The sequence below is a fragment of the Caballeronia sordidicola genome, assembly GCF_002220365.1.
Classification (GTDB): domain Bacteria; phylum Pseudomonadota; class Gammaproteobacteria; order Burkholderiales; family Burkholderiaceae; genus Caballeronia; species Caballeronia sordidicola_C.
The window spans coordinates 29,937-56,906 of the sequence record NZ_MTHB01000022.1; the positions used below are offsets into that span (position 1 = coordinate 29,937).

General features: G+C 60.3%; 28 protein-coding genes, 2 tRNA genes and 1 pseudogene. 17 read left to right on the plus strand and 14 right to left on the minus strand.

Annotated elements, in window-relative coordinates; all coding sequences use genetic code 11:
* Positions 1–10: 10 nt before the first annotated feature.
* From cysW to BSU04_RS02295, 3 genes are all read right to left on the minus strand, one after another.
* Positions 11–940 carry a sulfate ABC transporter permease subunit CysW gene (cysW, locus tag BSU04_RS02285; protein WP_089159065.1) on the minus strand — a complete coding sequence of 310 codons (930 nt, stop codon included), beginning with the start codon at positions 938–940 and terminating at the stop codon, positions 11–13.
* On the minus strand, positions 937–1,833 hold the full coding sequence (gene cysT, locus BSU04_RS02290) for a sulfate ABC transporter permease subunit CysT (protein WP_089159066.1): 897 nt from the start codon (positions 1,831–1,833) through the stop codon (positions 937–939). The genes cysW and cysT overlap by 4 nt, the downstream gene beginning before the upstream one ends.
* A 167-nt stretch (positions 1,834–2,000) precedes the next feature.
* Positions 2,001–3,050 carry a sulfate ABC transporter substrate-binding protein gene (locus BSU04_RS02295; protein WP_089159067.1) on the minus strand — a complete coding sequence of 350 codons (1,050 nt, stop codon included), beginning with the start codon at positions 3,048–3,050 and terminating at the stop codon, positions 2,001–2,003.
* A gap of 294 nt (positions 3,051–3,344) precedes the next feature.
* On the opposite strand from BSU04_RS02295, the gene lexA reads away from it, so the two are divergent.
* From lexA to BSU04_RS02310, 3 genes are all read left to right on the plus strand, one after another.
* Entirely contained in the window at positions 3,345–3,995 is a 651-nt protein-coding gene (lexA, locus tag BSU04_RS02300; protein ID WP_089159092.1) for a transcriptional repressor LexA, read from the plus strand.
* A gap of 196 nt (positions 3,996–4,191) precedes the next feature.
* Positions 4,192–4,578, plus strand: a complete 387-nt coding sequence (locus BSU04_RS02305) for a hypothetical protein (protein ID WP_256982029.1) — start codon at positions 4,192–4,194, stop codon at positions 4,576–4,578.
* Between the two features lie 176 nt (positions 4,579–4,754).
* Positions 4,755–5,399: a DUF2939 domain-containing protein gene (locus tag BSU04_RS02310; RefSeq protein ID WP_089159068.1), complete on the plus strand. Its 645-nt coding sequence runs from the start codon at positions 4,755–4,757 to the stop codon at positions 5,397–5,399.
* 139 nt (positions 5,400–5,538) lie between these two features.
* On the opposite strand, the gene BSU04_RS02315 is transcribed toward BSU04_RS02310, so the two are convergent.
* Positions 5,539–6,045 (minus strand): universal stress protein, encoded by a 507-nt coding sequence (locus BSU04_RS02315; protein WP_089159069.1) that lies wholly within the window; start codon positions 6,043–6,045, stop codon positions 5,539–5,541.
* A gap of 400 nt (positions 6,046–6,445) precedes the next feature.
* Between BSU04_RS02315 and nodI the strand changes: the two genes are divergently transcribed.
* Complete coding sequence (gene nodI / locus BSU04_RS02320) at positions 6,446–7,411, plus strand: nodulation factor ABC transporter ATP-binding protein NodI (RefSeq protein WP_089159070.1); 966 nt, start codon at positions 6,446–6,448, stop codon at positions 7,409–7,411.
* A gap of 3 nt (positions 7,412–7,414) precedes the next feature.
* Positions 7,415–8,302 carry an ABC transporter permease gene (locus tag BSU04_RS02325; RefSeq protein ID WP_089159071.1) on the plus strand — a complete coding sequence of 296 codons (888 nt, stop codon included), beginning with the start codon at positions 7,415–7,417 and terminating at the stop codon, positions 8,300–8,302.
* 132 nt (positions 8,303–8,434) lie between these two features.
* On the opposite strand, the gene gnd is transcribed toward BSU04_RS02325, so the two are convergent.
* From gnd to BSU04_RS02340, 3 genes are all read right to left on the minus strand, one after another.
* Positions 8,435–9,421: a phosphogluconate dehydrogenase (NAD(+)-dependent, decarboxylating) gene (gene gnd, locus BSU04_RS02330; protein ID WP_089159072.1), complete on the minus strand. Its 987-nt coding sequence runs from the start codon at positions 9,419–9,421 to the stop codon at positions 8,435–8,437.
* A gap of 6 nt (positions 9,422–9,427) precedes the next feature.
* Positions 9,428–11,524, minus strand: a complete 2,097-nt coding sequence (gene tkt / locus BSU04_RS02335) for a transketolase (RefSeq protein ID WP_089159073.1) — start codon at positions 11,522–11,524, stop codon at positions 9,428–9,430.
* Between the two features lie 283 nt (positions 11,525–11,807).
* Complete coding sequence (locus BSU04_RS02340) at positions 11,808–12,860, minus strand: NADP(H)-dependent aldo-keto reductase (RefSeq protein ID WP_089159094.1); 1,053 nt, start codon at positions 12,858–12,860, stop codon at positions 11,808–11,810.
* Positions 12,861–13,065: 205 nt separating this feature from the next.
* On the opposite strand from BSU04_RS02340, the gene BSU04_RS02345 reads away from it, so the two are divergent.
* The 5 genes from BSU04_RS02345 (at position 13,066) to BSU04_RS02365 (ending at position 17,214) form a co-directional block, all read left to right on the plus strand.
* Positions 13,066–14,505, plus strand: coding sequence for a DHA2 family efflux MFS transporter permease subunit (locus BSU04_RS02345; protein WP_089159074.1), 1,440 nt, complete (start codon positions 13,066–13,068; stop codon positions 14,503–14,505).
* Between the two features lie 172 nt (positions 14,506–14,677).
* Positions 14,678–15,679: a tRNA dihydrouridine(20/20a) synthase DusA gene (gene dusA / locus BSU04_RS02350; protein WP_089159075.1), complete on the plus strand. Its 1,002-nt coding sequence runs from the start codon at positions 14,678–14,680 to the stop codon at positions 15,677–15,679.
* Positions 15,680–15,778: 99 nt separating this feature from the next.
* Positions 15,779–15,854, plus strand: a tRNA-His gene (locus tag BSU04_RS02355).
* 247 nt (positions 15,855–16,101) lie between these two features.
* Positions 16,102–16,383: a hypothetical protein gene (locus BSU04_RS02360; protein WP_089159076.1), complete on the plus strand. Its 282-nt coding sequence runs from the start codon at positions 16,102–16,104 to the stop codon at positions 16,381–16,383.
* 399 nt (positions 16,384–16,782) lie between these two features.
* Positions 16,783–17,214, plus strand: coding sequence for a hypothetical protein (locus tag BSU04_RS02365; protein ID WP_089159077.1), 432 nt, complete (start codon positions 16,783–16,785; stop codon positions 17,212–17,214).
* Here BSU04_RS02365 and BSU04_RS02370 read toward each other — a convergent pair.
* From BSU04_RS02370 to BSU04_RS02390, 5 genes are all read right to left on the minus strand, one after another.
* Positions 17,211–18,317 (minus strand): enoyl-CoA hydratase/isomerase family protein, encoded by a 1,107-nt coding sequence (locus tag BSU04_RS02370; RefSeq protein ID WP_089159078.1) that lies wholly within the window; start codon positions 18,315–18,317, stop codon positions 17,211–17,213. The genes BSU04_RS02365 and BSU04_RS02370 overlap by 4 nt on opposite strands.
* Before the next feature lie 63 nt (positions 18,318–18,380).
* Entirely contained in the window at positions 18,381–18,998 is a 618-nt protein-coding gene (locus BSU04_RS02375) for a TetR/AcrR family transcriptional regulator (RefSeq protein ID WP_144021103.1), read from the minus strand.
* An 84-nt stretch (positions 18,999–19,082) separates the two neighbouring features.
* Complete coding sequence (locus BSU04_RS02380; RefSeq protein WP_089159080.1) at positions 19,083–19,364, minus strand: DUF1488 domain-containing protein; 282 nt, start codon at positions 19,362–19,364, stop codon at positions 19,083–19,085.
* Between the two features lie 73 nt (positions 19,365–19,437).
* Positions 19,438–19,809: a hypothetical protein gene (locus BSU04_RS02385; RefSeq protein WP_256982031.1), complete on the minus strand. Its 372-nt coding sequence runs from the start codon at positions 19,807–19,809 to the stop codon at positions 19,438–19,440.
* The gene (locus BSU04_RS02390) at positions 19,809–20,081 is read right to left on the minus strand and encodes a hypothetical protein (RefSeq protein WP_089159082.1); all 273 of its coding nucleotides are present in this window, start codon (positions 20,079–20,081) and stop codon (positions 19,809–19,811) included. Before BSU04_RS02390 ends, BSU04_RS02385 begins: the two co-directional genes overlap by 1 nt.
* A gap of 471 nt (positions 20,082–20,552) precedes the next feature.
* Between BSU04_RS02390 and BSU04_RS02395 the strand changes: the two genes are divergently transcribed.
* The gene (locus tag BSU04_RS02395; protein ID WP_256982034.1) at positions 20,553–20,870 is read left to right on the plus strand and encodes a hypothetical protein; all 318 of its coding nucleotides are present in this window, start codon (positions 20,553–20,555) and stop codon (positions 20,868–20,870) included.
* A 29-nt stretch (positions 20,871–20,899) separates the two neighbouring features.
* Here BSU04_RS02395 and BSU04_RS02400 read toward each other — a convergent pair whose 3' ends face one another.
* Positions 20,900–21,238: an SMR family transporter gene (locus BSU04_RS02400; protein WP_089159084.1), complete on the minus strand. Its 339-nt coding sequence runs from the start codon at positions 21,236–21,238 to the stop codon at positions 20,900–20,902.
* Between the two features lie 3 nt (positions 21,239–21,241).
* The gene (locus tag BSU04_RS02405) at positions 21,242–21,745 is read right to left on the minus strand and encodes a heme-degrading domain-containing protein (protein WP_089159085.1); all 504 of its coding nucleotides are present in this window, start codon (positions 21,743–21,745) and stop codon (positions 21,242–21,244) included.
* Positions 21,746–22,209: 464 nt separating this feature from the next.
* Here BSU04_RS02405 and BSU04_RS02410 point away from each other — a divergent pair, with 464 nt between their 5' ends.
* The 6 genes and pseudogenes from BSU04_RS02410 (at position 22,210) to BSU04_RS02430 (ending at position 26,902) form a co-directional block, all read left to right on the plus strand.
* Entirely contained in the window at positions 22,210–25,002 is a 2,793-nt protein-coding gene (locus tag BSU04_RS02410; protein WP_089159086.1) for an ESPR-type extended signal peptide-containing protein, read from the plus strand.
* A 279-nt stretch (positions 25,003–25,281) separates the two neighbouring features.
* Positions 25,282–25,358: transfer RNA gene (locus BSU04_RS02415), tRNA-Met, on the plus strand.
* Positions 25,359–25,596: 238 nt separating this feature from the next.
* Positions 25,597–25,693, plus strand: a pseudogene (locus BSU04_RS48690) (DUF2946 domain-containing protein); the annotation flags it as partial.
* Positions 25,675–25,983, plus strand: coding sequence for a DUF2946 domain-containing protein (locus BSU04_RS48695; protein ID WP_373452785.1), 309 nt, complete (start codon positions 25,675–25,677; stop codon positions 25,981–25,983). The pseudogene BSU04_RS48690 and the gene BSU04_RS48695, both read left to right, overlap by 19 nt.
* A 93-nt stretch (positions 25,984–26,076) precedes the next feature.
* Positions 26,077–26,448, plus strand: coding sequence for a copper homeostasis periplasmic binding protein CopC (gene copC, locus BSU04_RS02425; protein ID WP_089159088.1), 372 nt, complete (start codon positions 26,077–26,079; stop codon positions 26,446–26,448).
* Between the two features lie 7 nt (positions 26,449–26,455).
* Positions 26,456–26,902, plus strand: coding sequence for a copper chaperone PCu(A)C (locus BSU04_RS02430; RefSeq protein ID WP_089159089.1), 447 nt, complete (start codon positions 26,456–26,458; stop codon positions 26,900–26,902).
* Positions 26,903–26,970: the final 68 nt, after the last annotated feature.

The window sequence follows — 26,970 nt, forward strand, 5'->3', positions numbered from 1 at the left end:
TTTTCGCCTTCTAGTTCTGGAGTGACGCGACCGGCAACTCGGCGGGGCGTGCCTGCACTGCTTCAATCGACTGCGACATGCGGCGCTCGGCGAGCAGCTTCAGCCCGAGTGTGACGAGCGCGAGCAGCGCAAGCAGCGACGCCACGGCGAACGCCGCCGAAAAGTTGTACTCGTTGTAGAGAATCTCTACATGCAGCGGCATGGTGTCGGTTTGTCCGCGGATATGGCCCGATACCACCGATACCGCGCCGAACTCGCCCATCGCACGTGCATTGCAGAGAATCACGCCATACAGCAAACCCCACCTCACGTTCGGCAGCGTCACGCGGCGGAAGATCTGCCAGCCCGAAGCGCCCAGTACGTGCGCGGCTTCCTCTTCGTCGTTGCCTTGCGCCTGCATCAGCGGGATCAACTCGCGTGCGACGAACGGGAACGTGACGAAGACAGTGGCGAGCACAATGCCCGGCACCGCGAAGATAATCTGCACGTTGTGATCGATGAGCCAGGGACCGAACCAGCCTTGCGCGCCGAACATCAGCACATAGATCAGGCCCGAGACGACCGGCGACACCGAAAACGGCAAGTCGATCAGCGTCGTGAGGAAGGCTTTGCCGCGAAATTCGAACTTCGCGATGGACCAGGACGCCGTCAACCCGAACACCACGTTCAGCGGCACCGCAATTGCGGCGACGATCAGCGTGAGCTTGATGGCGGACCACGCGTCGGGGTCTTTCAGCGAATCGAAGTAATAGTCCACGCCCTTCGCGAACGCTTGCGCGAAGACGGCAACGAGCGGCACGACGAGAAACAGCGCCAGGAAAATCAGCGCGATGGCCGTCAGGACCCATCGCACGACACGGGGTTCGGTAACCGGATCAAGTCGGTGCTCAGTCACGCGGGCCGTGGTGGCATCCACGGTTTTCTGGTTGACGGTGCTCATGCTTTTGCCCCGTCAATCTGCAATGCACCGGCCGAAGCGGGCGCAGGACCTGCTCCACCGCGACTCGTGCGCCGTTGCAGGAACCATTGCAACGTGTTGATCAGCAGCAGCATCAGGAACGATACGCACAGCATCACCACGGCGATCGCGGTGGCTCCGGCGTAGTCGTATTGTTCGAGCTTCGTGATGATCAGCAGCGACGTGATTTCGGACTTCATCGGCACATTGCCCGCGATGAAAATCACCGACCCGTATTCGCCCAATGCGCGCGCGAACGCGAGCGCGAAACCGGTCAGGATCGCGGGAAACAGTGACGGCAGCACCACGCGGCGAAACGTCAGCCAGCGCGTGGCGCCAAGGCACGCAGCCGCTTCTTCCTGCTCGCGCTCGAAATCTTCCAGCACGGGCTGCACGGTGCGCACCACGAACGGCAAGCCGATAAACGTCAGCGCCACGAGCACGCCCAAAGGCGTGAAGGCCACCTTGATCCCAAGCGGCGCGAGAAACTGGCCGATCCAGCCATTCGGTGCATACACCGCGGCAAGCGCGATGCCCGCAACGGAAGTCGGCAACGCAAACGGCAAATCGACAACAGCGTCCACCACGCGCTTGAACGGGAACGTATAGCGCACGAGCACCCACGCCACGAGGAAACCGAACACGGCGTTGATCAGCGCGCCTCCGAGGGCAGCCGCAAACGTCAGCCGATACGACGCCAGCACGCGCGGCGAAGTGACCGCGCGCACGAACGTCGCCCAGTCGAGCGTAGCCGTCTTGGCGAAGGTCGCGGCAAGCGGGATCAGCACCACGAGGCTCAAATACGCCACCGTGATGCCGAGCGTCAGGCCGAAGCCCGGCAGTGCGCTGGGCTTGCGGAAAGTGAAAGTCGTCATGCGTGAATCATCCAGTTCCGCCGCGCCGCGGGGACGGCGCTTCGGGGTCGAGCTTCGGGTTGGTTTCATGGCCGTCTGTGCGGCCGTAGTGTTATTTCAAGCTTCTTTACGACTACAGCACCGCGAGCGCATAAGCGCCGGCGATGCTGTCCTTCATGCCGCCGTGCTTACTGCGGCTGATAGATCGAATCGAAGACACCGCCATCGGCGAAATGCGTCTTTTGTGCGTTGGTCCAGCCACCGAACGAGTCGTCGATGGTGTAGAGCTTGATCTTCGGGAACTGCTTCGTCAGTGCTGCGGGAACTGCGGTGGAGCGTGGTCGATAGAAGTTGCGTGCCGCGATCTCCTGGCCTTCCTCGCTATACAGATACTTGAGGTACGCCTCAGCCAGCTTGCGCGTGCCATGACGATCCACGACCTTGTCGACGACCGCGACCGGCGGCTCCGCCAGGATGCTCACCGACGGCACAACGATCTCGAACTTGTCCGAACCGAATTCCTTCAGCGACAGGAACGCCTCGTTTTCCCACGCGATCAGCACGTCGCCCTGCCCGCGCTGAACGAAACTCGTCGTCGCGCCCCGTGCTCCCGAATCCAGCACGCCGGCATTCTTATAGAGCTTGGTCACGAAGTCCTTGGCGGTCGTTGCGTTGCCACCCGGCAGATGTTCTGCGTAAGCCCACGCTGCGAGGTAATTCCAGCGCGCGCCGCCCGAGGTCTTCGGATTCGGGGTCACGATGGACACGCCCGGCTTGAGCAAGTCCGGCCAGTCCTTGATCTGCTTCGGGTTGCCTTTGCGCACGAGGAACACGATGGTCGATGTGTACGGCGATGCGTTGTCCGGCAAACGCTTCTGCCAATCCTGAGCAACCAGTCCCTTGGCTGCGAGCGCATCAATGTCATAGGCCAGCGCCAACGTCACCACATCGGCTTGCAAACCGTCGAGGACCGAGCGCGCCTGACCGCCCGAGCCGCCGTGCGATTGCTTGAAGGTGACGCTCTCTCCGGTCTCCGCCTTCCATTTCTTGCCGAAAGCCTGATTAAAGTCCTGGTACAACTCACGCGTCGGGTCGTACGACACGTTCAGGAACGACGTGTCGGCATGCGCTTGCGCAATCATTGCCGCGGTCATCCCGGTCGCCGACGCTGCCCCGATCACCACCGTGGCAAACAGCTTCCTTGCACGCGCGCCCCACCCCGAATTCCGACTCAACATTGCCCCGTTCCCCGTCTTATGTGTTTGAGCAGCCGAGTCTATCGGCGAGCTTTCATTATTAAAAATAATTGTTATTCATTCTTTTAGATCAAAAAGTGCTAATGAAGGCTGGAAGCGGCGTTGCGACCGTCAAACGGGCGTTGAAGCACCGTGTTTGTGGCCTCTGTGTGGTTCTGACGACGTCGAACTTAAAGTAAAGCTTGAAAAGCGCCGAATACTGTATAAAACTACAGGCATCTGTTCATCCATACAGTGGACGACCGGCCATACAAGGGGCAAAAGCACGTGACCAAAATGAGCAAACTGACTGCGCGGCAGCAAGAAGTTTTCGAACTGATCCAGCGCGCGATCGAACGCACGGGGTTTCCGCCCACGCGCGCCGAGATCGCAGCCGAGCTTGGTTTTAGCTCCGCTAACTCCGCCGAAGAGCATCTTCGGGCGCTGGCGCGTAAAGGGGTAATTGAACTGGCGGCGGGTTCATCGCGTGGCATTCGCTTGCTGACCAATGGCGGCCTGGACGATGGACCCCATCAGTTCACGTTGCCGCATGCCAGCATCATGCAATTGCCGCTGGTCGGGCGCGTGGCGGCTGGTAGCCCGATCCTCGCGCAGGAACATATCTCCCAGCATTACGCCTGTGACCCGGCGCTGTTTTCCAGCAAACCGGACTATCTGTTGAAGGTGCGCGGTCTTTCCATGCGCGACGCAGGCATCTTCGACGGTGATTTGCTCGCCGTGCAGAAGAAAAACGAGGCTAAAGACGGGCAGATCGTCGTGGCGCGAATCGGCGACGACGTCACGGTGAAACGCTGGAAACGTCGTCCAGATGGCGTTGAACTGATCGCTGAAAATCCTGATTACGAGAACATCTTCGTCGCGTCAGGCAGCGACGACTTTGCGCTGGAAGGTATTGCAGTCGGATTGATTCGTTCCGGCGAGCTTTGATTTTTGCAAGGTTTTCAGTCTCTGTCTTGATTTCTGTTTGCTGATTTGCAGAGCGGCGGCGGGGTTCCCGGGTGTTCCGGGTATTCCTGCCTCCAGCCGTACTGCGCTTGAATTCCGGCCCTATAAAGCGTGACGGGCATCGCATTCGCGATGAACCGGCGCGCGTCCTATTGTCATCGGTTATCGGAGAAACATCATGGAACGATTCGCCCGGCTGTTTTCTGCTTCGTTTTTATCGGCATCTTTCGCACCAACGGCACGTACGCCGCTGTCGTTTCGGCAATTCCGCGAGTTTGGCCGTTTGCGGCATCTGCGCTCACTGATCTCCTGCAAGACACCAAAGCCCGCAGACACCCCCGATCTCTTCGATGAACTGCCCCTCCTGCCCTCGCGGCAGCCGGCGTTCGCCCGGGTATCGCTGAGTGCGTCGGTGCATGCTCGGGCCGAGCAACGTGCGCCGGTGCGGGTTTATCGCGGTGAGTCGCGAGTCATCATGGTTGGCAATATTGAGGCGGTATCGCGAATGATCGACCGCTGTATCGACGAGGAGCGGGCAGGCGTTGAAGGCGGATTGCTCGCCTGATTTTCAGAAGCGAAGAAATTCGTGGGGATAATTCTGGCGCCGTTGCGGTCCATCCAAGGGTTGAGTCGTCTCAAGCCTCCGTGTCTCCGGCCTCCGTGTCTCAGGTCTCCGCGTCTGACCTCAACTCCTGAATTCGAGCGGCATCACCCTTATCAGCCAAAAAGGCGCCTTAGCGTATGTCCCGTACCAGCAGATCCGTTGTTATTGCGTTGTTGGTTATTGTTGTCGTGGCGGTGCTCGGTGTGATCTACGCGTCGCCATATATCGCGCTCGACCGATTGAAACGCGCCGCCGACGCCCGGGACGCTCAAACCGTGAATCAGTACGTCGACTTTCCGCTGCTGCGTGAAAGCCTGAAGGACCAGGTCGGGCAGTTGTTGACCCGAAAGATCGACATACAGAAGAGCGGCAATCCGTTAGCGATGATCGGCGCCATGATTGGCGCGGCGCTAATCGGCCCGCTGGTCGATTCGTATGCAACGCCCGACGGAGTGGCGGCTATTCTCAATGGCATCCCACCAAGGGGGGATCCGGGCGAGAAACCGCCGGTCCCGTCCGAGGCAAACGGCGCTGTTGTTGCGGGTCCGGGAGCCGCGCAAACGCCTCAACCCCAACCGTCCGCGCCCGCCCAACCGGCGCCTGCCGTAGCCTCACCGTCCGCACCGAAGCCACCGCCGCAAACCACGGCGGGGTATCGAAGTTTCGATACTTTCGCGGTGAATTACCAGCATGGAACCGGCGACGCGCGCTATTCGGCCATTCTCCGGCGCTCCGGGTTGTTCTCGTGGAAACTGGTCGCGGTGGAGTTGAACGACGGCTAGGCGAGCCATCAGCTTTCCTGCAGCAACGGGACTGCCTGTCCAGTTGCTGCTGCTTGCTGGTTGCAGGCTCCCTCGCAGAAAGCGGCACCCACTCAGCCCAATTTAGCCTAATGCCGCTCTCGGCAGGCCGGCCGCTGCATCAAACACTGGCCTCGGCTTTCGCGGGCATCGCCGCATGCGCGGCGTCTTCCTGTTCCGCGGATGTACCCGTCGGCGACACCGCCACCAAAATGCTGCACGACACCCGATCCATCAGCGGCGTGTTACCCGCGCCCATCCACCAGCGCGCAAGACCCGTGCGGCACCGGTGTCCCACGACCACCAGATCCACCTGCAAGCTCTGAGCGAGCCCGGCGATTTCATCGATAGGATGGCCGAACGCAAAGTGGCCCTGCGCCGGCACGCCCCGCTCGGTCAGCCACTCCACGCCTTCGCGCAGGATGTCCCGGGCGGCGTCTTCGAAACGGCCGCACGCCATATCGGTGAGAAGGCCTGCACTTTGCGCAATACTGGAACGCATGTCGACCACGGCAAGCACATGCGTTTCGGCTTTCAGGTCGAGCGCCAGATTCGCGCCGTCCCGTAACGCCTTACGCCCTTCGCGGGAGCCGTCGTAACACAACAGGATTTTTCGGTAGCTCGCCATGGTGGTTCTCCGCGCTGCGCGAAAGCAGCAAAGGGCATCAAAAAACGGTCGTCGTGGTCTTGCGGATTCTGCCCCGTGGGCCGGGCGGGCGACAAAACCCGAGCCGCGTTGCCTTCATCATGGTGCGTCGCTGAAACGGTGGCAACGATGGAAAACGCTAATGCGGCCCGCTCGTTTGCGAAACGCCAAGCGGACACCGTGCCAGGTACGTGAATCCTATGATGGGCGGGCTTTCCGGCCGCTAGTCCGCGCGCGGCACCAGCGCCCGGCGACCGCAAAATGGCGTGCGTGCGCGTGCGCAGTGCAGGTCGCGCGGCCGGACGCGCCTCGTTGGTGCAATCGATTAAACTAGTTAGCTTGTCTTCAAACCGAATTTCCGACCCAACACCTGAGTTTGCGCATGTCAGATGCAGCCGTGTTACCCAGCAATGCAACCCGTACGACCGCCGCGCCGGGAAATCCGGCGATCGAATTTATCGACGTTGAAAAACACTACGGTGACAAGACGGTCGTGAACGGCCTGTCGTTCCACGTCCAGCCCGGCGAGTGCTTCGGCCTGCTTGGTCCCAACGGGGCGGGCAAAACGACCACACTCAAGATGCTGCTCGGGCTGACCGCGCCGGATGCGGGCACGATCCGTCTCGTCGATGAACCGATCCCCTCGCGCGCTCGTTACGCCCGGCGCCGTGTAGGCGTAGTGCCGCAATTCGACAACCTCGATCCGGACTTCACCGTCCGCGAAAACCTGCTCGTATTCGGCCGGTATTTCGGCATGAGCGGCAGCGAGATTGAAGCCGTGGTGCCATCGCTGCTCGAATTCGCGCGGTTGGAAAGCAAGGCGAACGCGCGGGTCGGCGAGCTATCGGGCGGCATGAAGCGGCGGCTGACGCTAGCGCGCGCACTCGTAAATGATCCCGACGTGCTGGTCATGGACGAACCGACCACCGGGCTTGATCCGCAAGCCCGGCATCTGATCTGGGAACGGCTGCGCTCGCTGCTTGCGCGCGGCAAGACGATTCTGCTCACCACCCACTTCATGGAGGAGGCCGAACGGCTTTGCGACCGCCTGTGCGTCATAGAGGAAGGCCGCAAAGTGGCCGAAGGCAAACCCGACGACTTGATCCAACGGGTAATCGGCTGCGACGTGATCGAGATCTACGGTCCTGATCCGCAAGCCCTGCGCGACGAGCTTTTGCCGTTCGTCGGTCGCATGGAGATCAGCGGCGAGACGCTGTTTTGTTACGTCGATGACCCTGCTCCCGTGCATCAACGCGTCAAGGGGCGGCCCGGCGTACGTTATCTGCACCGGCCGGCGAATCTTGAAGATGTGTTTTTGCGCCTGACCGGCCGCGAGATGGTGGACTGATCGATGTCGAGCGACCCGAATGTGAACACCGCTGAATCTTCTGCGCCCGCTGCGTCACCTTCGCGCGCAACTCGCGCAGTAGGTAAGTCGCAACTCAAGCGTTATCGCGAGCCCTTCTTGAGTGCGATGCCCGCAAACGCATCGAACTGGATGTCGGTCTGGCGGCGAAATTATCTCGTCTGGAAAAAGCTCGCGATTGCGTCGATGTTCGGCAATCTCGCCGATCCGATGATCTATCTGTTCGGCCTGGGTCTCGGACTCGGCTTGATGGTCGGCCACGTGGACGGTGTTTCGTACATCGCGTTTCTTGCAGCGGGTACGGTTGCGTCGAGCGTAATGATGTCGGCGAGTTTCGAGGCCATGTACTCCGGCTTCTCGCGCATGCATGTGCAGCGCACATGGGAAGCGATCATGCATACGCCGCTCACGCTGGGCGATATCGTGCTCGCGGAAATTGTGTGGGCGGCAAGCAAATCGGTGCTGTCGGGCGTAGCGATCATGCTCGTGGCCGGCGTGCTCGGTTACGCAAGTTTTCCGACGATGCTTTATGCGTTGCCCGTGATTATCCTGACGGGTTTGGCGTTTTCCAGCACGGCGATGATCGTGACCGCGGTGGCGCCGAGTTACGACTTCTTCATGTTCTATCAGACGCTCGCGCTCACGCCCATGCTGCTGCTCTCCGGCGTGTTTTTCCCACTCACGCAGTTGCCGGCGGTGGCGCAACATGTCTCGCTATTGTTGCCGTTGTCGCACGCGGTCGCGCTGATCCGGCCCGCGATGCTCGACCGTCCGGCAGAACATGTGGTGCTGCATGTGGCTGTGCTTGTGGCGTATGCAATCGTGCCATTTTTTATCTGCGCAGTGCTGTTCCGTCGACGGATGATGCGTTAGGTGAAGTGACTGAACGATAGAACGCTTGACGCCGTCGTACTCGAAAAAGCCCGTTCCAACGTGAGTTGAAACGGGCTTTTGAACGTCCTTCAATCCGCTCGCCGCTGCGGAAAACTCAGCGGGAAAACCAACTTACTTCAGTCCTGGGCTGAACTCCTTGTGGCCGCCAAACCCGAATCGCATTGCCGATAGCATCCGGTCGGCAAACGAATTCTCCTCGCGCGAGCGGAACCGCGCATACAGCGCGGCCGATAAAACTTGCGCGGGCACCGCCTCCTCGAGTGCCGCCTCGATAGTCCACCGCCCTTCGCCGCTATCGGCCACTTCGGCGGAGTATTTATCGAGCGTGCTGTTACCGGCCAGCGCACCCGCGGTCAGGTCGAGCAGCCACGACGACACCACGCTGCCACGCCGCCATACCTCAGCCACGTCTGCAATGTCGAGATCGTAGCGTTGCGCCTCGGGCAGATCGGTCGACGACTTGTGCTTCAGGATGTCAAACCCTTCCGCGTACGCCTGCATCAGACCGTACTCGATCCCGTTATGCACCATCTTCACGAAATGACCCGCCCCCACCGGCCCCACGTGCATATAACCGTTTTCCACGCGCGTATCGCGTCCCTCGCGATTCGGTGTGGCGGGAATATCGCCGCGTCCCGGAGCCAGTACCGAGAGAATCGGATCATGCCGCTGCACCACGTCCTTCTCACCGCCGATCATCATGCAATAGCCACGCTCGAGTCCCCACACGCCGCCTGACGTGCCGACATCGACGAAATGGATGCCCTTCTCTTTCAGCTTCGCCGCGTGGACGATGTCGTCCTTGTAGAAGCTATTACCGCCGTCAATGATCGTGTCGCCCGCTTCGAGAATCTCGTAGAGATCGTTCAGCGAGTCTTCGGTGATCTTGCCCGCAGGCAGCATCAGCCAGACCGAGCGCGGCGCTGCAAGCTTCTTCACAAGATCGCCCAGGTCGGTGGCGCCGGTCGCGCCGTCGGCCACGACAGCCTGCGTCGCTTCGGGTGCATGGTCATACACCACGCATGTCTGCCCGCCGCGCATCAACCGGCGTGCAATGTTCGCGCCCATACGGCCTAGTCCCACAATTCCGATCTGCATGATGGCTTACTCCTTATGGCTGGTTTTGACGCGTTCGATCTGCTTTTTAGCTTCGTCGTAGACGTGTTCCGGCGTGAAGCCGAATTTCTTCTTCAGGTCGGAAAGCGGGGCCGACGCCCCGAATGTATGCATCACGATCTGCGAACCGAGACGGCCAACGTAGCGATCCCAGCCGAGCGTGCCTGCCTGCTCCACACAAACACGCGCATCGACATCCGGCGGAAACACGGAATCCTTGTAGGCGCTGTCCTGCCGTTCGAACAGGTCCCATGACGGCATGGAGACGACCCGTGCCGCGATCCCTTCGCTCTTGAGCTTCTCATATGTGTCGACGCACACCGATACTTCAGTGCCCGTCGCCATCAGGATGACTTCCGGCTTCTTGCCGCCTTCAGCGTCGGCGAGAACATACGCCCCCTTGTGAACGCCCTTCGCCGATGCATATTTCGACCGGTCGAAAGTCGCCATTGGCTGGCGCGACACCACGATGCACGCCGGACGTTGCGGCTCAGCCAGTGCGGCACGCCACGACTCGGCAACCTCATTTGCGTCGCCCGGACGATACGTGCTGAGCCCCGGCACACCGCGCAACGAGGCCAGTTGTTCGATCGGCTGATGGGTCGGACCGTCTTCGCCCACGCCGATGGAATCGTGCGTGAACACGTAGATCACCGGCACTTCCATGATGGCCGAAAGCCGGACAGGCGGCTTCATGTAGTCGCTGAAAATCAGGAACGTGGAGCCGTAGGGCCTCAGATTCGACAACGCGATGCCGTTGCAGATCGCGCCCATCACGTGCTCGCGAATGCCGAAGTGCAGGTTGCGGCCGCCGTAGTTGTCGTGCTCGAAACTGCCCGCGCCTTCGAACTTCATATCGGTCTTCGTCGATGGCGACAAATCCGCCGAACCGCCGATCATCCACGGGAAACGCTTCGCAATGGCGTTCAACACCTTCCCCGACGATTCCCGCGACGCCATGCCCTTCGCATCGGCGTCAAACGTGGGGATATCCGCGTCCCAACCGTCCGGCAACTCATGCGCTTCGATCTGCGCAAACTCTTTCGCCAGATCCGGGTACTTCTTCGCGTAGTCATCGAAACTCTTTTGCCACGCAACGCGGGCCGCCTTGCCGCGTGCGCCGATGCCCTCGTTGAAGTGCTCATACACCCCGTCCGGCACGAGGAAGCTCGAATCTTCCGGCCAGCCGTAAAACTTCTTCGCGAGCTTGATTTCGTCCACGCCCAGCGGTTCGCCATGCGCCGCGGAGGTGTCCTGCTTGTGCGGCGCGCCCCAGCCGATAATGCTTTTCACCACGATCAGCGTAGGTGCGTCAGTGTTGGCCTTCGCTTGGTTCAGCGCAGCTTCGAGCGCGGCGCCGTCGTTGGCGTCGTCAACGTGGATGGTGTTCCAGTGATAGCCCTTGAAACGCGTTTCCACGTCGTCGCTGTACGCGAGGTCCGTGTGACCTTCAATGGTCACGCGGTTGCTGTCGTAGATCCAGGTCAGATTCGACAACTTCAGATGCCCCGCCATGGACGCAGCTTCATGCGAGATGCCTTCCATCATGTCGCCGTCGCCGCACAGCGCATACACGTGATAGTCAAAGATCTGCGCATCCGGCTTGTTGAAGTGCGACTCATACCAGCGCCCGGCCATTGCCATGCCGACGCTATTCCCAAGCCCCTGCCCAAGCGGACCGGTTGTTGTTTCGACACCCGTTGTCATGCGGTATTCGGGGTGACCTGGCGTCTTGCTGTCGAGCTGCCGAAAATGCTCGATGTCATCCAGCGATACGGCCGGACCACCCGTTGGCTTACCGGCGTGATCGACGGCTTTCACCCCGGTCAGGTGCAACAGCGAGTACAGCAGCATGGACGCATGGCCAACCGACAGCACGAAGCGGTCGCGATTCGGCCACAGCGGCTCAGCCGGGTCATAGCGCAGGTGGTTTTGCCACAGGTGAAAGCCGACCGGTGCGAGCGCCATTGGCGTACCCGGGTGACCGGAATTGGCTTTTTGCACCGCGTCCATGGACAGCGTGCGGATAGTGTTGATGGCGAGGGTGTCGAGATCGGAAGAGGACTTCGAGGGGGATTGCGGCATGAGCGACGACTCCTTTGCGTAGGGCGCGCTGAGGCACGAGGGGCACCACAGCGGCAACCGGGACCTTCGAGCAAGTGTAGTGCCATGACAACTGGCGCGTCACCGAAGAGCAGCGAAGCGCGCGCCAGACACGCGCGGCGCGGCTTATGACAGACGATTACGACATCAACCGAGACAATAACTTTACGCTTGAAACCATGCAAAAAACGAACGCAATGGGTAAAAAATCGTAGCGGTTTTCGATCAGCGTAACGACAGCGTGTGACACTTTTCAGCGAAACGATCAGGGCGCGGGATTTGGCTGGGCTTCGTGAAGCGCATCGATTTCAGCCAGGATCTCATCGGACAATTTCACGTCCTGACTGCCGATGTTCTCCTGCAATTGCGCGAGCGACGTTGCGCCGATCAGCGTACTGGTCGTGAACGGCCGGCTGTTCACGAACGCGAGCGCGAGTTGCGCCGGGCTCAGGCCGTGACGTCGCGCCAGCTCCACGTAGCCGCTGACGGCCTTGATCGTGTGCGGCTTGCTGTAGCGGGCAAATCGCTCGAACAGCGTGATGCGGGCGCCTGCCGGACGCGCACCCGCCTCGTACTTGCCGGATAGCCAGCCGAACGCAAGCGGCGAATACGCCAGCAGGCCAACGCCTTCCTTGTGCGTAAATTCCGAAAGCCCCGTTTCGAACGTGCGGTTCACCAGGCTGTACGGATTCTGGATGCTGACGATGCGCGGCAGGCCGAGTTTGTCGGCAGCCTGGAGGAATTGCGCGACACCCCAGGGCGTTTCGTTCGATACCCCGACGTAGCGGATCTTGCCCGCCTTCACGAGATCGCCAAGCACGGCCAGCGTCTCTTCAACGGGCACCGTATATTCGTCCTCGATCCACGGATAGTTCGCGCGTCCGAACGTCATCGTGCTGCGATCGGGCCAGTGCAACTGGTACAAATCGACGTAATCCGTCTGCAGCCGTGCGAGGCTGGTATTGACGGCTTCGGTCAGGTTCTTCCGGTCGAACTGGTTGCCTGCGCCGCGAATATGCCGCGGGTTATGGGGCTGGCGCGCGGGTCCCGCGATCTTGGTCGCGAGCACGATCTTCTCGCGTGCGCCCGGGTTCGCTGCCAGCCACGTGCCGATGTACGCCTCCGTGCGCCCTTGCGTCTCCGGGCGCGGCGGCACCGGGTACATCTCGGCGGCATCGATCAGGTTGATGCCGGCATCGAGCGCGGCATCGAGTTGCGCGTGCGCATCGGCTTCTGTGTTCTGCTCGCCCCAGGTCATCGTGCCCAGTCCGATCAGGCTCACATTGACATCCGTTCCACCGAGTTTGCGGTACTCCATCGCTTGCTTCCCCATGTTCGTGTTCAGGTTTTAAAGGCGCTAGCCGAGTGCCGAAGCTACCATAGCCCCGGCCATGCTGCATCGATGCCCTTTGCCACGGTGCTGCTCCAGTCCGATAAGCTGTCGGCATGGGGCGGAATCTGCCTTTCATTAGCTTTTCAATATCGCTGCGCTCATTCAGAGACAAACAAGAGAGAAGCATTCGATGCAGGCCCCCGACCTCACCCGTACCACGTCCGGCACGGCGAACCCACGCGGTTCCTCCGTCATCGTGATGCTGGTCGCGGCGACATTCTTCATGGAGAACCTCGACGGCACGATCATCGCCACGGCGCTGCCGCAGATGGCGCGCTCGTTCGGGCTCCATCCCGTCGACCTGAGCCTTGGCATTACGTCGTATCTGCTAACGCTTGCCGTATTCATCCCCATCAGCGGTTGGGCCGCCGATCGCTTCGGCCTGCGCACCGTGTTCGGCAGCGCCATCGCCCTGTTCACGGTCGCGTCCGTGCTCTGCGGCATGGCGTCGACGCTGCCCACGTTCACGGCGGCGCGCGTGCTGCAAGGCATTGGCGGCGCAATGATGGTGCCGGTCGGACGGCTCGCGGTATTACGCGCAACGCCCAAAGAGGGCTTGATGCGCGCTATCTCCATCATCACCTGGCCAGGTCTTGTCGCGCCTGTGATCGGGCCGCCGCTGGGCGGGTTTATCACCACCTATTCATCGTGGCGCTGGATCTTTTATCTGAATTTGCCGCTCGGGGTGATCGGCCTGGTGGTGGCGCTCCGCTACCTCGATAACACTCGCGAGCACGCCAGCCGCCGCTTCGATTTCCTGGGTTTCGTGCTGTGCGGCCTCGCCTGCACGACCCTGCTCTACGCAATGGAACTCGTCGGCCGCAACGACACGCCCTGGGTATTCGCAAGCGGGCTGATCGCGGTCGGCGTGCTCGCGGGCGTGGGCGCCTGGTGGCATGTGCGGCGCGCGGCCGAACCGGTGCTTGATCTCAACGCGCTGCGGATTAAAACCTTCAAGGTTGCGATGGGCGGCGGCTCGCTGTTTCGCATCGCCATCAGCGCGGCGCCGTTCCTGCTGCCGCTGATGTTTCAGGTCGGCTTCGGGCTGAATGCGTTCGAATCCGGGCTGCTGACGTTGTCAGTCTTCGCCGGGAATTTATCGATGAAACTCGTCACCACGCCCGTCATGCGGCGCTTCGGGTTTCGTCCGGTGCTGATCGTGAACGGGATCCTGGCGGCTTTATCGCTGGCGGTGATGAGCTTGATATCGCCGACGACACCGACCTGGATCATCGTCGCCGTATTGTTTGCGAGCGGGCTGTCACGCTCGCTGCAGTTCACGGCGCTGAACACACTCAGTTTCGCCGATGTCCCGAAGGCGCAGATGAGCGGCGCGTCGGCGTTGTCGAGCACGTTGTTCCAGTTGACGATGGGGATCGGCGTCGCGCTCGGGGCCATCGCTCTGAGGCTGGCGGAATGGATGCATGGTCATGGCGCGCAGACGGTCGTGCCGGCCGATTTCAGTATCGCGTTCCTGATCGTGGGGGCGGTGGGATTGCTGGGGGTGGCGGATCTTTTCAGCCTGCATCGCGATGCGGGTGCTCAGGTGAGTGGGCACGGAAGGAAATAAATGAAGGACAGCACGTCATAACGGTACGCTCCGGGTACGCTCCGGGTACGCTCCGGGTAAGTTCCGCTCGCGCTGTCGCCTTCTCGGCCAGCCGATCGACTTTTGCCTGTTACGGTAAAATTGGGGATTCCGCGCCCGAAAAGGCGCCCAACGTCCAAAATTAGCAGTTCCCATGTCGACAGCTTTAAAACCCAGCCCGCGCCGCGTCAGCGTTGCCCCGATGATGGACTGGACCGATCGTCATTGTCGGTCGTTTCATCGGATCTTGACACGGCACACGTGGCTCTACACCGAGATGGTCACGACCGGCGCGCTGCTGCACGGCGACGTCGCGCGCCATCTGGCGTTCACGCCGGCCGAAGCGCCCGTCGCGTTGCAGCTGGGCGGCAGCGAACCGGCCGATCTGGCTCGCAGTGCGAAGCTCGGCGAGCAATGGGGTTATGACGAAATCAACCTGAATTGCGGCTGCCCGTCCGAACGTGTGCAACGCGGCGCGTTTGGCGCATGCCTGATGAACGAGCCGCAACTCGTCGCGGATGGCGTCAAAGCCATGCGCGACGCGGTATCGATTCCGGTCACGGTCAAACATCGGATTGGGGTGGACGCGGTCGAGGACTACGCATATGTGCGCGACTTCGTCGGCACGGTCGCCGATGCCGGATGTGAAGTGTTTATTGTCCACGCACGCAATGCGATCCTGAAGGGCTTGAGTCCAAAGGAGAATCGCGAGATTCCGCCGCTCAAGTACGAATATGCGTATCAGTTGAAGCGCGATTTTCCTCATCTGGAAATATCGATCAACGGTGGCATCAAGACGCTCGACGAAGTGGAAGAGCATTTGAAACACGTCGATGGCGTGATGCTCGGCCGCGAGGCTTATCACAACCCTTACGTGCTCGCGGCCGTCGATTCACGGTTTTATGGTGCGCACACACCCGTGTTGTCGCGCGAGGAGGCTGAGGCCAGCTTGATCGACTACGCGCGTCAGGAAGTGGCGCGCGGGGTGTTCCTCGGCGGCATTACGCGGCATGCGTTGGGTTTGTATCGAGGCGAGGCGGGAGCACGTGGCTGGCGTCGCGTGCTCTCGGACAGCCGCCGTCTCGCCACCGGTGATATGACCATTTTCGATGAAGCACGCACTCATCTGCGTGAAGCAGCCGAATTCATCGAATAAGGGGCTAGGCAAAGCCAATCTTTGTTCGTATAATCTCGTTTCTCGATTCGGCAAGCCGGTTCCTGGTGAGCTAGAGAGGCAGCAAGAAGTAAGACAGTGGTGGCTGTAGCTCAGTTGGTAGAGTCCAGGATTGTGATTCCTGTTGTCGTGGGTTCGAGCCCCATCAGCCACCCCAAAGAATCAAGCTTTCAAGGCGAAGCCGTTCCGAATATAAATCGGAACGGCTTTTGTCTTTTTGGGATCGGCTTTGTCGCGCCCGCTTTATTCTCTAATATCCAAGTCATCATTCTGAGCGTAGGCCAACGCTTCTCTTACGAAGGATCCACAAAAAACCGAATCTTCCGCACGCTCCGGTGTCACAAAACCAGATGACCGCGCTTTGCCGGATTTAATCGAAATGCGCCGTCGAACCGGAGAAACTCATGAAATCCCGTGCGATTGAAACGCTCCCCGGCACCGTCGTGGCCCTTGCCTTCGTGACAGCCGTGCTCGGCATCGGAATGGAAACGAGCACACAGGCTCAGACCGCGGCGCCGGCCGACTCTGCGTCGATGGTTAAACCGCCGATTACACCCAGTGCCCCGAACGCCGCTGCTCCACGAGCAGATAACCCGGACAACATGCCGACGAAACGCCCCGCTCTGCCGCCCAATAGCAACCGCATGCTGCGTAACAATCCAGCGAGCGACGCAATCGCGAAATAGCACCGGCGGGCGCACAGCACACCCGCGGAATCCGGATAACTAACCGTGGCGGCAAATCATGTCGCGGCGGCATGCATCAGCGGCGAAACTCCGCTCGATCCATCGATTCACCTCTAATTCGCCCTCCGGGGGCGCTCAAGACACGTCGCGACTTGACGCAGGGAAAGGATCCACGCCAAGCGCAATAAAACCGCGCACGCTACTCAACATCTCCAGCCAAGCCAAACCAAAGCAACATCGCCGCGAAACTGCAACCCGATTCGCGCTTTACCCATTACCCCGTTGCATCGACCGCGAAGCCTCGCCCGATTGCACCATAATGCGACATACCCGCCTCTATAATGACGCCACCTTAAATATTGGCGCAGCCGCGGCTCGCGTCCCAAGCGGTGGTTTTCAATGCAAAAAGTCATTCTGCCGTTCGTCGCGGGCTTTCTCGCCGCCCTGTTTTTCCGCGAGCCGACAATTGCGATGCTGCACGCGGCCGGTGTCATCGATCCAAGTGGCTACTCCACCGTTCCATTCCTGCCACTGGCGCTGGGCATTCCCGAGTTCATCGTCAATGCGCTATGGAGCGCATTCTTCGGCATCTTGATGGCGTGGCTGCTGCGCGTCGCACCCGACCGCACGGCGCCGTGGATCGGCGCGCTGGTGTTCGGCGGTGTCGTGCTGACGGCCGCAAGCGTGTTTGTGGTCGATCCGCTGCGCGGCATCTGGCCGAGCGGCAACATGCTGCCCCGGCTGGCGCTCGGTTTTGCATCGAATGGCATGTGGGGCTGGGGCGCGCTCGTATTCATGCGCGCCTTCATGGCCGGCAGCGACGCAGATTAATCCGCCAGCGCGGCCAGCGGATGGTCGCGCTCAGCCCACGGGCTGTCGTACATCCGCACGACCGCATCACGCGTCACGTCTTCCATACGCGCCACTTTCCACACCGGCTGATTATCCTTGTCGACAATGCGCGCCCGGATGCCTTCCATCACATCGCCATGATCGAACGTCGCACGCGTGAGCCCGAGGTCGCGCCTCAACGTCTCAGCCATGCTCGATGTTTTGGCCCGGTCAATCAATTCCAGCGACACATCGACGGATAACGGCGAACGCTCACGCAACTCCGCCGCCGTGCGGACAGCCCAGTCGCTCTCGTCACCGCCCGTTACGCTTTCCAGCGACTTCAGGCAGGCGGCGCCGTTGCCCGTCGCAAAATGCTTGTCGATAAAACCGCGTTCCTTTTCCAGTTCACTCGCCTTCCCGCCAAGCGAGCGCGCCTGCGTTTCGATAAACCGCACCACCTCCGCGCCGGTAGCGAACGGTTTTTCCTTCAGCGTATCGATCAGTGCGGGCAGCGCGTCATCGTCCATATAGGCGTCGGCGAGGCCGGCGTAGAGCGCATCGGCGGCATCGATTGTCGCGCCGGTCGCCGCGAGATAACGCCCGATCGCACCCGGCGTGCGCGCGAGAAACCAGCTCACGCCCACATCCGGAAACAAGCCAATACGCGTCTCGGGCATCGCCATCTTCGTCGAGCCGGTGACCACCCGCACGCCGCCCGTATGCCGCGCGCCTTGCGAAATGCCCATTCCGCCGCCCATCACCACACCGTTCAACAACGCAATATACGGCTTCGGAAATGTGAAAATTGCGTGATTCAGGCGGTATTCATCGGTGAAAAATTCTTCGATGACCGCGTGTTCGCCGGCCTTCGCCGATTGGTATAAAAACCGGATATCGCCGCCCGCGCAAAACGCGCGTGGATGCGGGCTGTAGATAACGACAGCGTGCACCGACGCGTCGTCGCGCCAGGCATTCAGCGCCCGATGAATGGCGTGCAGCATGGGCGTGGACAGCGCGTTCAACGCCTTCGGCCGGTTCAGCGCAATGAAGCCAATGCCCTGCGCGCGTTCGATACGGATTTCATCGATGGATTCAGTCATATGCAATGCAGGTTTCTATTCGTGTGAGTGGAAATGGCGCCGCAAATGGAACCGGAAAACACGTCAACCAGCGCTTGCAGACGGCCGTCGACGAGCAGATTTCTTCCTGATGACAGCGGGCAAGTATAGGTCCAGCGTTTCATCGACAAGCGCATCTGTCAGCGCGATGAAAGCTGTCGGGGCCGTCAGGCTCAACGACACGATACCGTGCAACGCTGCCCACAACGTCTCGGCCCGGGCCGGTGGGTTATGGACGAGCACCAGCGTCCGGGTCAGCATGGAAAGCACCGTCTCGCCAGCCGATGCAGTGTCTTTAGAAGCGGCATCCGTATATGCGGGATTCTGCATGAAAATCAGCCGATAGACCTCGGGATGCGTCTGCCCGAACGTGACGTACGCATGCGCCATGGCCTTCAGGCGCTCGACCGGTTCCGTCGCGCCATCATGCGCATGCAGGGACTCGAGCAGCTGCGCGTGGCCCTCGGCGCAAAGCGCGTGGGCGATGGCGTCGCGGCTGGCGAAGTGCAGGTACAGCGAAGCGGGTGAATAACCGACGACCCCTGCGATCTTGCGCATTGACAATGCGTCAAAACCTTCACGCACGACGATCACACGTGCCGCATCCAGGATCTGGATGCGCAGTAAGGGCTGATTTGAAAGATGTTGTTTTGAGCCTGCCATCCCGCGCATTTTCCGGATGACACCAGCCAAGTCAATGCAAAACTGAATGGCGTTGAATGTGATCGTCTCGTTGAATGCCCGCTATCAGCTCGCCATTCCTGGCGGAAAATGGCCGCTCTTCAAGAGCACGGGCTCACCATTATTGATGTGCAGATGTTCCCTCGCAACCGCTTCAATCCTCGGACGCGCAGCATCGAATGCACGGATCCATCCGGTGCTGTCGCAGCTCTCCACGCCAAAATGATCCTCCAGCGCCTCGACCGAGATCGCGCACGGAACGCGCTCACCATCGACCAGCGCAGCGAATACCACCGTGAGATTCGCGTCGCGATACGCGGGCGCATCGGCGGGAAAAAGGATGTTCATGGCGGCCTCGAATGGCAAGGAAATGGCGGTAACGCACGAAAGCACGATCCTACTCGCGGCACCTCGATCCGGTCTACCCGGCTTCTTCCATGCTGAGCCGGAGCAGCTCGGCGGGCACGTCGACAATGAGCAGCGACACCGCGTCCGGATCGGCGTAATCGAACTTCAGATGCCGGCTCATGTCCCTTACCCGTTCGCAAAATTGCTGCTGCGCCGGGTCGGCGGCGAGATCGAAAAGACCCAGCGCCTCCGCCTCGAAGCGGTAGTGCACGCCCCACGCAATATTGCCTGGATGACTTGCCATGCCGCTCGTGCGCCAGCTCACGAAGAGGCACGGCTTCTGATCCGTGCCGATTTCGCTGATATCTGCGCCGATCGGGAACAAGTCAAGCAGCGCCTCGGCTACGCAACGCATCGCCGGGAGACGGATGTTGAGCGTGCGCATCAGCTATTTTGCAACAATCTGTCGATATAGGCGCGCGCCGCCTGCTCCACAGTGGCGAGCGCTTCGTCCTCGGTCGTGAAGCGCTGCTGTGTACCAACATCGACTAGCGCTTCGTAGCGACGGACGTTGTCCGGACCGCCTTCGGCAAGGCTGACCGTACCCACGTAGATGGGGGCGTCAGACTTTCCGTGCGCCTGATCGGGCGCCTGGGTAAGGCGCGCCGCCGCGCTGATGTAATACCCGCGATACGGGCCGCTAACGCGTTCAGCCATGTCTTCCTCTCAAGTGTTTTATAGGTGCCGCGTGTTGCCTGCATCTCTGTAAGGTATGCCAGCCGGCAAATAGTTCTCAGCGGTTGCAACCTGTTGCATATTCTTCCGTGCTTGAGGTCGCCCCTGAGGTCGCCCCTGAGGTGGCACTTGAGGTGGCACTTGAGGTGGCCCGGAGCGACCGAAGCTTGTCCGTTTGCAAAAGTATTGCAAGGCGCGCGCCAGAGCGCTCGCTAAGGAAGTGTTTATCCAGGGGAATTTGATTTAGATCAAAAGGCCCGCTTTTTCCTGTGCTCACCGGCATGTGGGAAAATGCGGCTACGAAACATGTTGGAGACGTATGTTGGAGAGACGGGTTACAGCGCAGAGGCTGTGCGCTCTGCCCGATCTTCCACGGCGTTCTCCGGCGTTTGCCACCAGAGGAACACGATGAAGCAATTTGCACGGCGCTTGCCGATCCCTTCCCCGATTCGCATGACGCGGGTTTTACAGGTCACCGGCCTCGCCATGGTGGCCGCGGGTGTTTTAAGTCTCGGCGGATGCGCGTCGTCGACCGATGCATCGCTGATCCACCTCCCCGACGGCCAGAGCGGCTACGCCATCAACTGCAGCGGCGCCGATGCGAGCACGACATGGGCGAGTTGCTACGTCCTGGCAGGCGATAAATGCGGCGCGACCGGCTACACGATCGTATCGAAGGACAACGAGGAAGGCGGACCGTCGGGCGGCAGCATCACGAACGTGGTATCCGCCAATGTTAAAAACCGCTCGATGGTCATACGCTGCAACTAGCTTTAGGAACGCCCGTCCCGCTTCGCAAATTAGTGCGGGCTGACCTTCGAAAACACGTTCAGCACGACCACGCCCGCCACGATCAGGCCCATGCCGAGCACGGCGGGCAAATCGGGGATCTGCTTGAAGAGCAGCGCGGCCACGAGCGTGATCAGCACGATGCCCGCGCCTGACCAAACTGCGTACACAATGCCGACGGGCAGCGACTTCAGCGTCAGCGAGAGCAAGTAGAACGAGATGCCGTATCCGATCACCACAATGACGGATGGCACCAGCCGCGAGAATCCCTCGGATGCCCGCAAGGCCGATGTCGCCACGACTTCGGCAACGATCGCAACCGCGAGCAGCATATAAGCGGAAGAGCGCATGGGTTACGCCTTGTCCGGTGCGAACGCGAACGCGCTTGCGTCGTGCCCGAGAACCGCGCACAGCGCTTGCACCACGAACTCGTGATCCTGGCGTTGCGGCAAGCCCGACACCGTCACCACGCCGATCACGCCCGCGCCTTTGACCGACAACGGAAATGCGCCGCCATGAGAAGCGAACTCGGCGGCGGGAAGACTGTATTTATCGGCGAGTGTTGCCGATGCCTGCTGCAAGCTCAAACCGATTGCATACGAACTACGGCGAAAATGCTCGACTGTGCGCGCCTTGCGTTGCGCCCAGCGGACGTTATCGGGCGTGGCGCCATGGAGTAACGCGAAAAACAGGGGCTGCCCGAAGGTACGCACGTCGATTGCCATCGGCGCGCCGCGCGCCACCGCCATCTCGCGGAGTTGCGAGCCGATCTGCCACGCGCGGTCCGAGTCGAAGTGCGGGAAGACCAGCGTCTGTTCTTGATGGACGATGGTCTGAAGGTCCTGAGCGATGTTCATAAGCGATGATTTCCTGGCAAGTAACAAGTCCGGGCAACGCGATCTTAAAATCATTCGTTACCCGACGCGAATTACACAAATTGTGACATGCCTGGGTGAAGGGGCTTGTGCAGGTGCGCCATTTAACTGCTCTGCGACGACCGGCATGTCTTGTTTGAGTGAGTAAGTAGAAATCGATTTATTTGTCGTCCAGCACCCTAATAATTCTTAGTTTTTCTTAGCGCGCTGTGCACATCAAATTAGTTCGGTTAGCTGATATGTTGTTTCTATTACAAACCACTACCAATTAGGAGATTTCTCATTAGAGCATTTCATCTCGCTACGTAGAGTTCGGACCCTGTCCACGCAGGCATTTGCGGGTCCACCTGGATTCGACACCAGCGCTGACTCGACAAGCAGATGAACCATCGTTCATCTGCTTGCTTGCGTCATGGATCCGAGTCAACTCTACGCAGGAATGCAAAATGAACAAGGTTTATAAGTCGGTCTGGAATGAATCCATCGGTGCATGGGTCGCGGTGTCGGAAAATAGTCCGGCACGAGGTAAGCGCGGTAGAAAATTGGCGAAGGCAGCGCTCGCATCTGCGATGTCTATTGGGGTAGTTGGAGGAGCCTCTGCAACCGTGTCGCTCGACGGAGGCACGGTGACGGCCGCTGCTTCAGGCATCGCTAACGGAATAGCCATTGGCTCTGGCACCGACACGACCAACGACTATGGCGTTGCGATGGGCGCGGGCGCTACGGCGTCAGGTGTTGGAGACGTCGCGATTGGCGCAGACGTCAAAGTACAGAGTGGCGCGCCTGGCGGCGACGGTGGAGTGATCGGTGGCGTCGCCGTGGGCTCGAATGCCAAGGCGCTTGCCGCCAGCGCATCGTCTTTCGGCGCCCTCGCCGTTTCATCGGGTATGCAGTCGACCGCTCTAGGATCGCACGCAACGGCGACCGGCGTTGCATCTACGGCAATCGGCATGAGCGCTATCGCCGATCGCGATAACACAGTCTCCATCGGCAACTCGACGACGCAACGCCAACTCGTACAAGTCGCGGCCGGCACACGAACCAACGACGCGGTCAACGTCAGCCAGCTCACGCCTCTTGTCAGCGCGCTCGGTGGCGCAGCTACGCTTAACGCAGATGGGTCGGTTACCGGCCCGACCTTTTCGCTCAAGGGCACGAACTACACTAATGTCGGCGATGCGCTGACAGCACTCGCCGACAGCGCTGGTTCCAGCAAGTATTTACACGTGAACTCCACGCTCGCCGATTCATTGGCGACGGGTTCCGAATCCATCGCGATCGGCGGCGCGGCAAGCAGCGCGCAACTGGGCGACATATCCATTGGGATGAGTTCCAAGGCAAGCGGGACAACCAATGGGAGTAACGACGGATCCCTTTCTGCAATCGCAGTTGGAATGAACGCTGCGGCGAATGCCCAATCAGCCATGGCGCTGGGCGGCGGATCGCTTGCGAACAACGATTCCGACATAGCACTGGGCTCTGGCTCTATCGCAGACAGCACAGGTTCGACGGGCGGCGCGACTGCTGTGGGGGTGTCCGCGAAGGCGCTCAACCATCTTGCCGTTGCGCTCGGCCGGTCATCGACGGCGTCGGCTGATAATTCGGTTGCGCTCGGTGCATACTCCGTGGCAGATCGCGCGAACACGGTTTCCGTGGGCAGCAAGACTCAACTGCGCCAGATTGCGAACGTCGGTGCAGGTACGTTCGCCAACGACGCTGTCAACGTCACGCAACTTCAAAACGTAACAACGCTGCTTGGCGGCGGCGCGAAGGTCAATGCCGATGGCACGATTCAAGCACCGGCATACACCGTTGCGGGCACTTCGTTTGGCACCGTTGGCGACGCGATTACCAAGGTCGATACCGAACTGACCAACAAGGTCGCCTACGACACAACCGATAAAGCGCACATCACCTTGGGCGGCGTCGGTGCGTCGAAGCTTGTCACGATTTCTAACCTGCAAATTGGCGACCTGTCCTCGACCAGTACTGATGCTGTCAACGGCTCACAGTTGTACTCGACCAACCAGCGCGTCGGCTCGCTCGAAACATTCGAAGGGAACGTCAACAACGGTGGCGGTATCAAATACTTCCACACGAACTCGACGCTTGCCGATTCATCGGCGACCGGTGCGGATTCCGTGGCTATCGGCGGTGCGGCTTTGTCGTCGGGCAAGAATTCCGTTGCGCTCGGTTCGAACTCGGTAGCGGATCGGGACAATTCCGTATCGGTCGGCGCGGCAGGCAGCGAACGTCAGGTGACAAACGTGGCAGCGGGTACAGCTTCCACCGACGCAGTCAACGTCGGTCAGCTCAACGCAGTATCGAGCAATGTCACGTCACTGAGCGCAAGCGCCATCAAGTACGACACCAACGCCGACGGCACGCCGGACTATGCCAACGCAACGCTCGGCAACGGCAACACCACGGGCACGGCGCTGCATAACGTCGCCGCAGCCACGGGCAACATGGACGCGGTCAACCTGGGTCAGTTGAACGACATGATGGGCCAGGTCACCAACATTGCGAACGGCGCATACAACCCGCTGTTCACCGCCGATGGCAATCGCGACACGGAAGTCGCAACATCCTCGGGCACGCACTCGGTAGCATCGGGCGCAAACGCGGTGGCATCGGGCGCAAACGCAATAGCGTCCGGCGCGACGTCCGTGGCTAGCGGCACCAATTCGATCGCAGTCGGCTCGAACACATCGGCTACAGCGAACAATGCGGTTGCGGTTGGTGCGAATGCATCGGCGAGCGCAAACAACTCAGTCGCGCTGGGCGCAGGCTCGGTGGCAGATCGTGCCAACGCGGTATCGGTGGGAAGCACCGCGGCCGGCGGTCAGCGTCAGGTCACGAACGTCGCAGCGGGCACCGACGGCACCGATGCTGTCAACGTGAACCAGATGCAGCAATCGGTGAACACGGGCGTGAAGTCGGCAAAAGGTTATACGGACGCGCTTCGCTCTGACATGAACAGTGGGCTCTCGCTCGCGAACAACCATATCAATAGCGTCGGTGCGATGAGCAGCGCGATGGCGATGATGGCGGGCAGCGCGGCAGCGGTCGCCGATAAGGACAACCGCTTCGCGGCGGGCACGGGTGTATATCGTAACAAGGCCGCTATTGCGGTCGGCTTCCAGAAGCGCTTTGGCACCAACATGGTCATCACAGTCGGCGGTTCGACGACCGGCGAAGAAAGCACCGGAGGCGCAGGCTTCGCGTTCGGCTTCTAAGCTAAGGTTCAGCAAGCTGGAAGCCTAGTCGAAACACTCGGCCGCAAACCCCTCTCATGAGATTAACGGCCGAGTTTTCATATGCGCTCTCACTCTCTCTCACTCTCTCTCTAACTCTTTGAGGCAATGTCGTGCGCTTAGCTACGGCGTCTCAAGGCACCTGAGCACGAACAGCATCGAAGTTCCTCGTCAGCCAATGCCGTGTTCGACCAAGTCATGCAATGCAATGAACATGACAAACATGTTGCACTGCAATCACCGTTGCCCTATAATCTTTTTCGCGGGGTGGAGCAGTCTGGCAGCTCGTCGGGCTCATAACCCGAAGGTCATAGGTTCAAATCCTATCCCCGCAACCAAGGATTAAAAGTCAAAAGCCCGGTTCTCCGGGCTTTTTTCATTTCGGCAGTGATTGTTGAGCCGTGGTTGTTTCGCGCGACTATCGGGTACCCACGGGGGGTACCCACGGGGGGCGCCCACGGGGGTGTCCACGATCCCATGCTGCGCTGAATGGTCGCCTTGCAGGCGCACAAACTCTCAATCCGCGCATGGCATAATCAGCGGCTAAACCCCGCTTTGGAAGCCAACGTCAGCCTCATGCGCCGTCGCCTCGTCCGCAAGTTCGGAAGTCTCATCGGATTGCTCGCGATCCTGATGACCGCGCTCGCTCCGGCCGTGTCGCAAGCGCTTGCCTCCAGTACGCAATCCGCGACAATCCTGAGCGCGTTTTGCTCGGCGGAGTTCCATACCCCGCAGACCAATACTGACGACCCCATCCGTTCGCCGCATTCCGCCGCGGGTCATTGGGATGCATGTGGTTACTGCAGCCTGGCGGCACATTCACCTGCGGCCCCACCTTGCGCAAGTGCTTATCAAGCACGTGTTACGCCGGGACCTCCGCCTGATAACACCCCTGCCCAACCCTTCCCGCCGTATGCGCCGGTCTTTGCTGCACAGCCTCGTGCACCGCCAGTCGTCGTCTGATTCTTCTTCGCACTGCCGCCGGCTGAATGGCCGGTACTCATCATTCGCGTCGCCCGGATCGAACGAGATCGAACGAGATCAAACAGGATCAGCATGAACACGTCCCTCACAATCATGACCAAGCATGGTGGCCTTGCCGCCCTGCTTCTCGCCACCGCGCAACTCGCTTTTGCGCATGCGCATCCTGCGCAGCAAACGCCCGCGCCCGATGCAACGGTCGAAGCACCGCATGAGGTAGCCATCGATTTCACGGAGGGCCTCGAGCCGGCGTTCAGCACGCTGACTGTGATCGATGCAGCGGGCAAGCAGGTCAACAGCGCGAAATCGGCTGTCGATGCAAACAACAAGAAACATATGAGCGTCGCGCTCGGCGATCTCAAGACGGGTGCCTATCAAGTGGAATGGACGGCCGTGGCCGACGACGGCCATCGTACGCAAGGCCATTACCTGTTCAACGTAAAGTGAGCTGACTATGAAAACCAACACCCTGATTCACGCCGGTTTGCTTGCCTTTTGCGCCCTCGCGACGTCCGGCGCACAAGCTGCAACACTCGATGTGCACGATTGCTGGATCCGTTCGATGCCGGCTAAATTGCCGTCGTCGGGCTACTTCGTGGTATCGAATAGCGGCGATAAACCCGCGACCCTCACTGGCGCTGAAACACCCGCGTTCGGTATGGCGATGCTGCATAAATCGACGAGTAACGGCAGCACATCGACCATGTCGATGGTCGACTCCGCCGAGGTGCCCGCACACGGCACACTCGCGTTCGCACCCAGCGGTTACCATCTGATGCTCGAGGACGCACCTAAGCCAGTGAAGGTTGGATCAACGATCCCGTTGAAGCTGACATTCGCGGATCAATCGAGTATCGATACAACGTGCGTGGTGAAGCCGGCGTCTACGCTCGGTAAATAGCCCGGTAGACAAGCTCGCAGTAACAACGAAAAAGGCGCGGGGCAATCAGATTGCAATCTGATTGCCCC

Bases quoted from the DNA above. Each gene is read 5' to 3' on its own strand.
- cysW (WP_089159065.1), bottom strand. From the start codon at position 940: ATGAGCACCGTCAACCAGAAAACCGTGGATGCCACCACGGCCCGCGTG.
- cysT (WP_089159066.1), bottom strand. From the start codon at position 1,833: ATGACGACTTTCACTTTCCGCAAGCCCAGCGCACTGCCGGGCTTCGGC.
- BSU04_RS02295 (WP_089159067.1), bottom strand. From the start codon at position 3,050: ATGTTGAGTCGGAATTCGGGGTGGGGCGCGCGTGCAAGGAAGCTGTTT.
- lexA (WP_089159092.1), top strand. From the start codon at position 3,345: ATGAGCAAACTGACTGCGCGGCAGCAAGAAGTTTTCGAACTGATCCAG.
- BSU04_RS02305 (WP_256982029.1), top strand. From the start codon at position 4,192: ATGGAACGATTCGCCCGGCTGTTTTCTGCTTCGTTTTTATCGGCATCT.
- BSU04_RS02310 (WP_089159068.1), top strand. From the start codon at position 4,755: ATGTCCCGTACCAGCAGATCCGTTGTTATTGCGTTGTTGGTTATTGTT.
- BSU04_RS02315 (WP_089159069.1), bottom strand. From the start codon at position 6,045: ATGGCGAGCTACCGAAAAATCCTGTTGTGTTACGACGGCTCCCGCGAA.
- nodI (WP_089159070.1), top strand. From the start codon at position 6,446: ATGTCAGATGCAGCCGTGTTACCCAGCAATGCAACCCGTACGACCGCC.
- BSU04_RS02325 (WP_089159071.1), top strand. From the start codon at position 7,415: ATGTCGAGCGACCCGAATGTGAACACCGCTGAATCTTCTGCGCCCGCT.
- gnd (WP_089159072.1), bottom strand. From the start codon at position 9,421: ATGCAGATCGGAATTGTGGGACTAGGCCGTATGGGCGCGAACATTGCA.
- tkt (WP_089159073.1), bottom strand. From the start codon at position 11,524: ATGCCGCAATCCCCCTCGAAGTCCTCTTCCGATCTCGACACCCTCGCC.
- BSU04_RS02340 (WP_089159094.1), bottom strand. From the start codon at position 12,860: ATGGAGTACCGCAAACTCGGTGGAACGGATGTCAATGTGAGCCTGATC.
- BSU04_RS02345 (WP_089159074.1), top strand. From the start codon at position 13,066: ATGCAGGCCCCCGACCTCACCCGTACCACGTCCGGCACGGCGAACCCA.
- dusA (WP_089159075.1), top strand. From the start codon at position 14,678: ATGTCGACAGCTTTAAAACCCAGCCCGCGCCGCGTCAGCGTTGCCCCG.
- BSU04_RS02360 (WP_089159076.1), top strand. From the start codon at position 16,102: ATGAAATCCCGTGCGATTGAAACGCTCCCCGGCACCGTCGTGGCCCTT.
- BSU04_RS02365 (WP_089159077.1), top strand. From the start codon at position 16,783: ATGCAAAAAGTCATTCTGCCGTTCGTCGCGGGCTTTCTCGCCGCCCTG.
- BSU04_RS02370 (WP_089159078.1), bottom strand. From the start codon at position 18,317: ATGACTGAATCCATCGATGAAATCCGTATCGAACGCGCGCAGGGCATT.
- BSU04_RS02375 (WP_144021103.1), bottom strand. From the start codon at position 18,998: ATGGCAGGCTCAAAACAACATCTTTCAAATCAGCCCTTACTGCGCATC.
- BSU04_RS02380 (WP_089159080.1), bottom strand. From the start codon at position 19,364: ATGAACATCCTTTTTCCCGCCGATGCGCCCGCGTATCGCGACGCGAAT.
- BSU04_RS02385 (WP_256982031.1), bottom strand. From the start codon at position 19,809: ATGCGCACGCTCAACATCCGTCTCCCGGCGATGCGTTGCGTAGCCGAG.
- BSU04_RS02390 (WP_089159082.1), bottom strand. From the start codon at position 20,081: ATGGCTGAACGCGTTAGCGGCCCGTATCGCGGGTATTACATCAGCGCG.
- BSU04_RS02395 (WP_256982034.1), top strand. From the start codon at position 20,553: ATGACGCGGGTTTTACAGGTCACCGGCCTCGCCATGGTGGCCGCGGGT.
- BSU04_RS02400 (WP_089159084.1), bottom strand. From the start codon at position 21,238: ATGCGCTCTTCCGCTTATATGCTGCTCGCGGTTGCGATCGTTGCCGAA.
- BSU04_RS02405 (WP_089159085.1), bottom strand. From the start codon at position 21,745: ATGAACATCGCTCAGGACCTTCAGACCATCGTCCATCAAGAACAGACG.
- BSU04_RS02410 (WP_089159086.1), top strand. From the start codon at position 22,210: ATGAACAAGGTTTATAAGTCGGTCTGGAATGAATCCATCGGTGCATGG.
- copC (WP_089159088.1), top strand. From the start codon at position 26,077: ATGAACACGTCCCTCACAATCATGACCAAGCATGGTGGCCTTGCCGCC.
- BSU04_RS02430 (WP_089159089.1), top strand. From the start codon at position 26,456: ATGAAAACCAACACCCTGATTCACGCCGGTTTGCTTGCCTTTTGCGCC.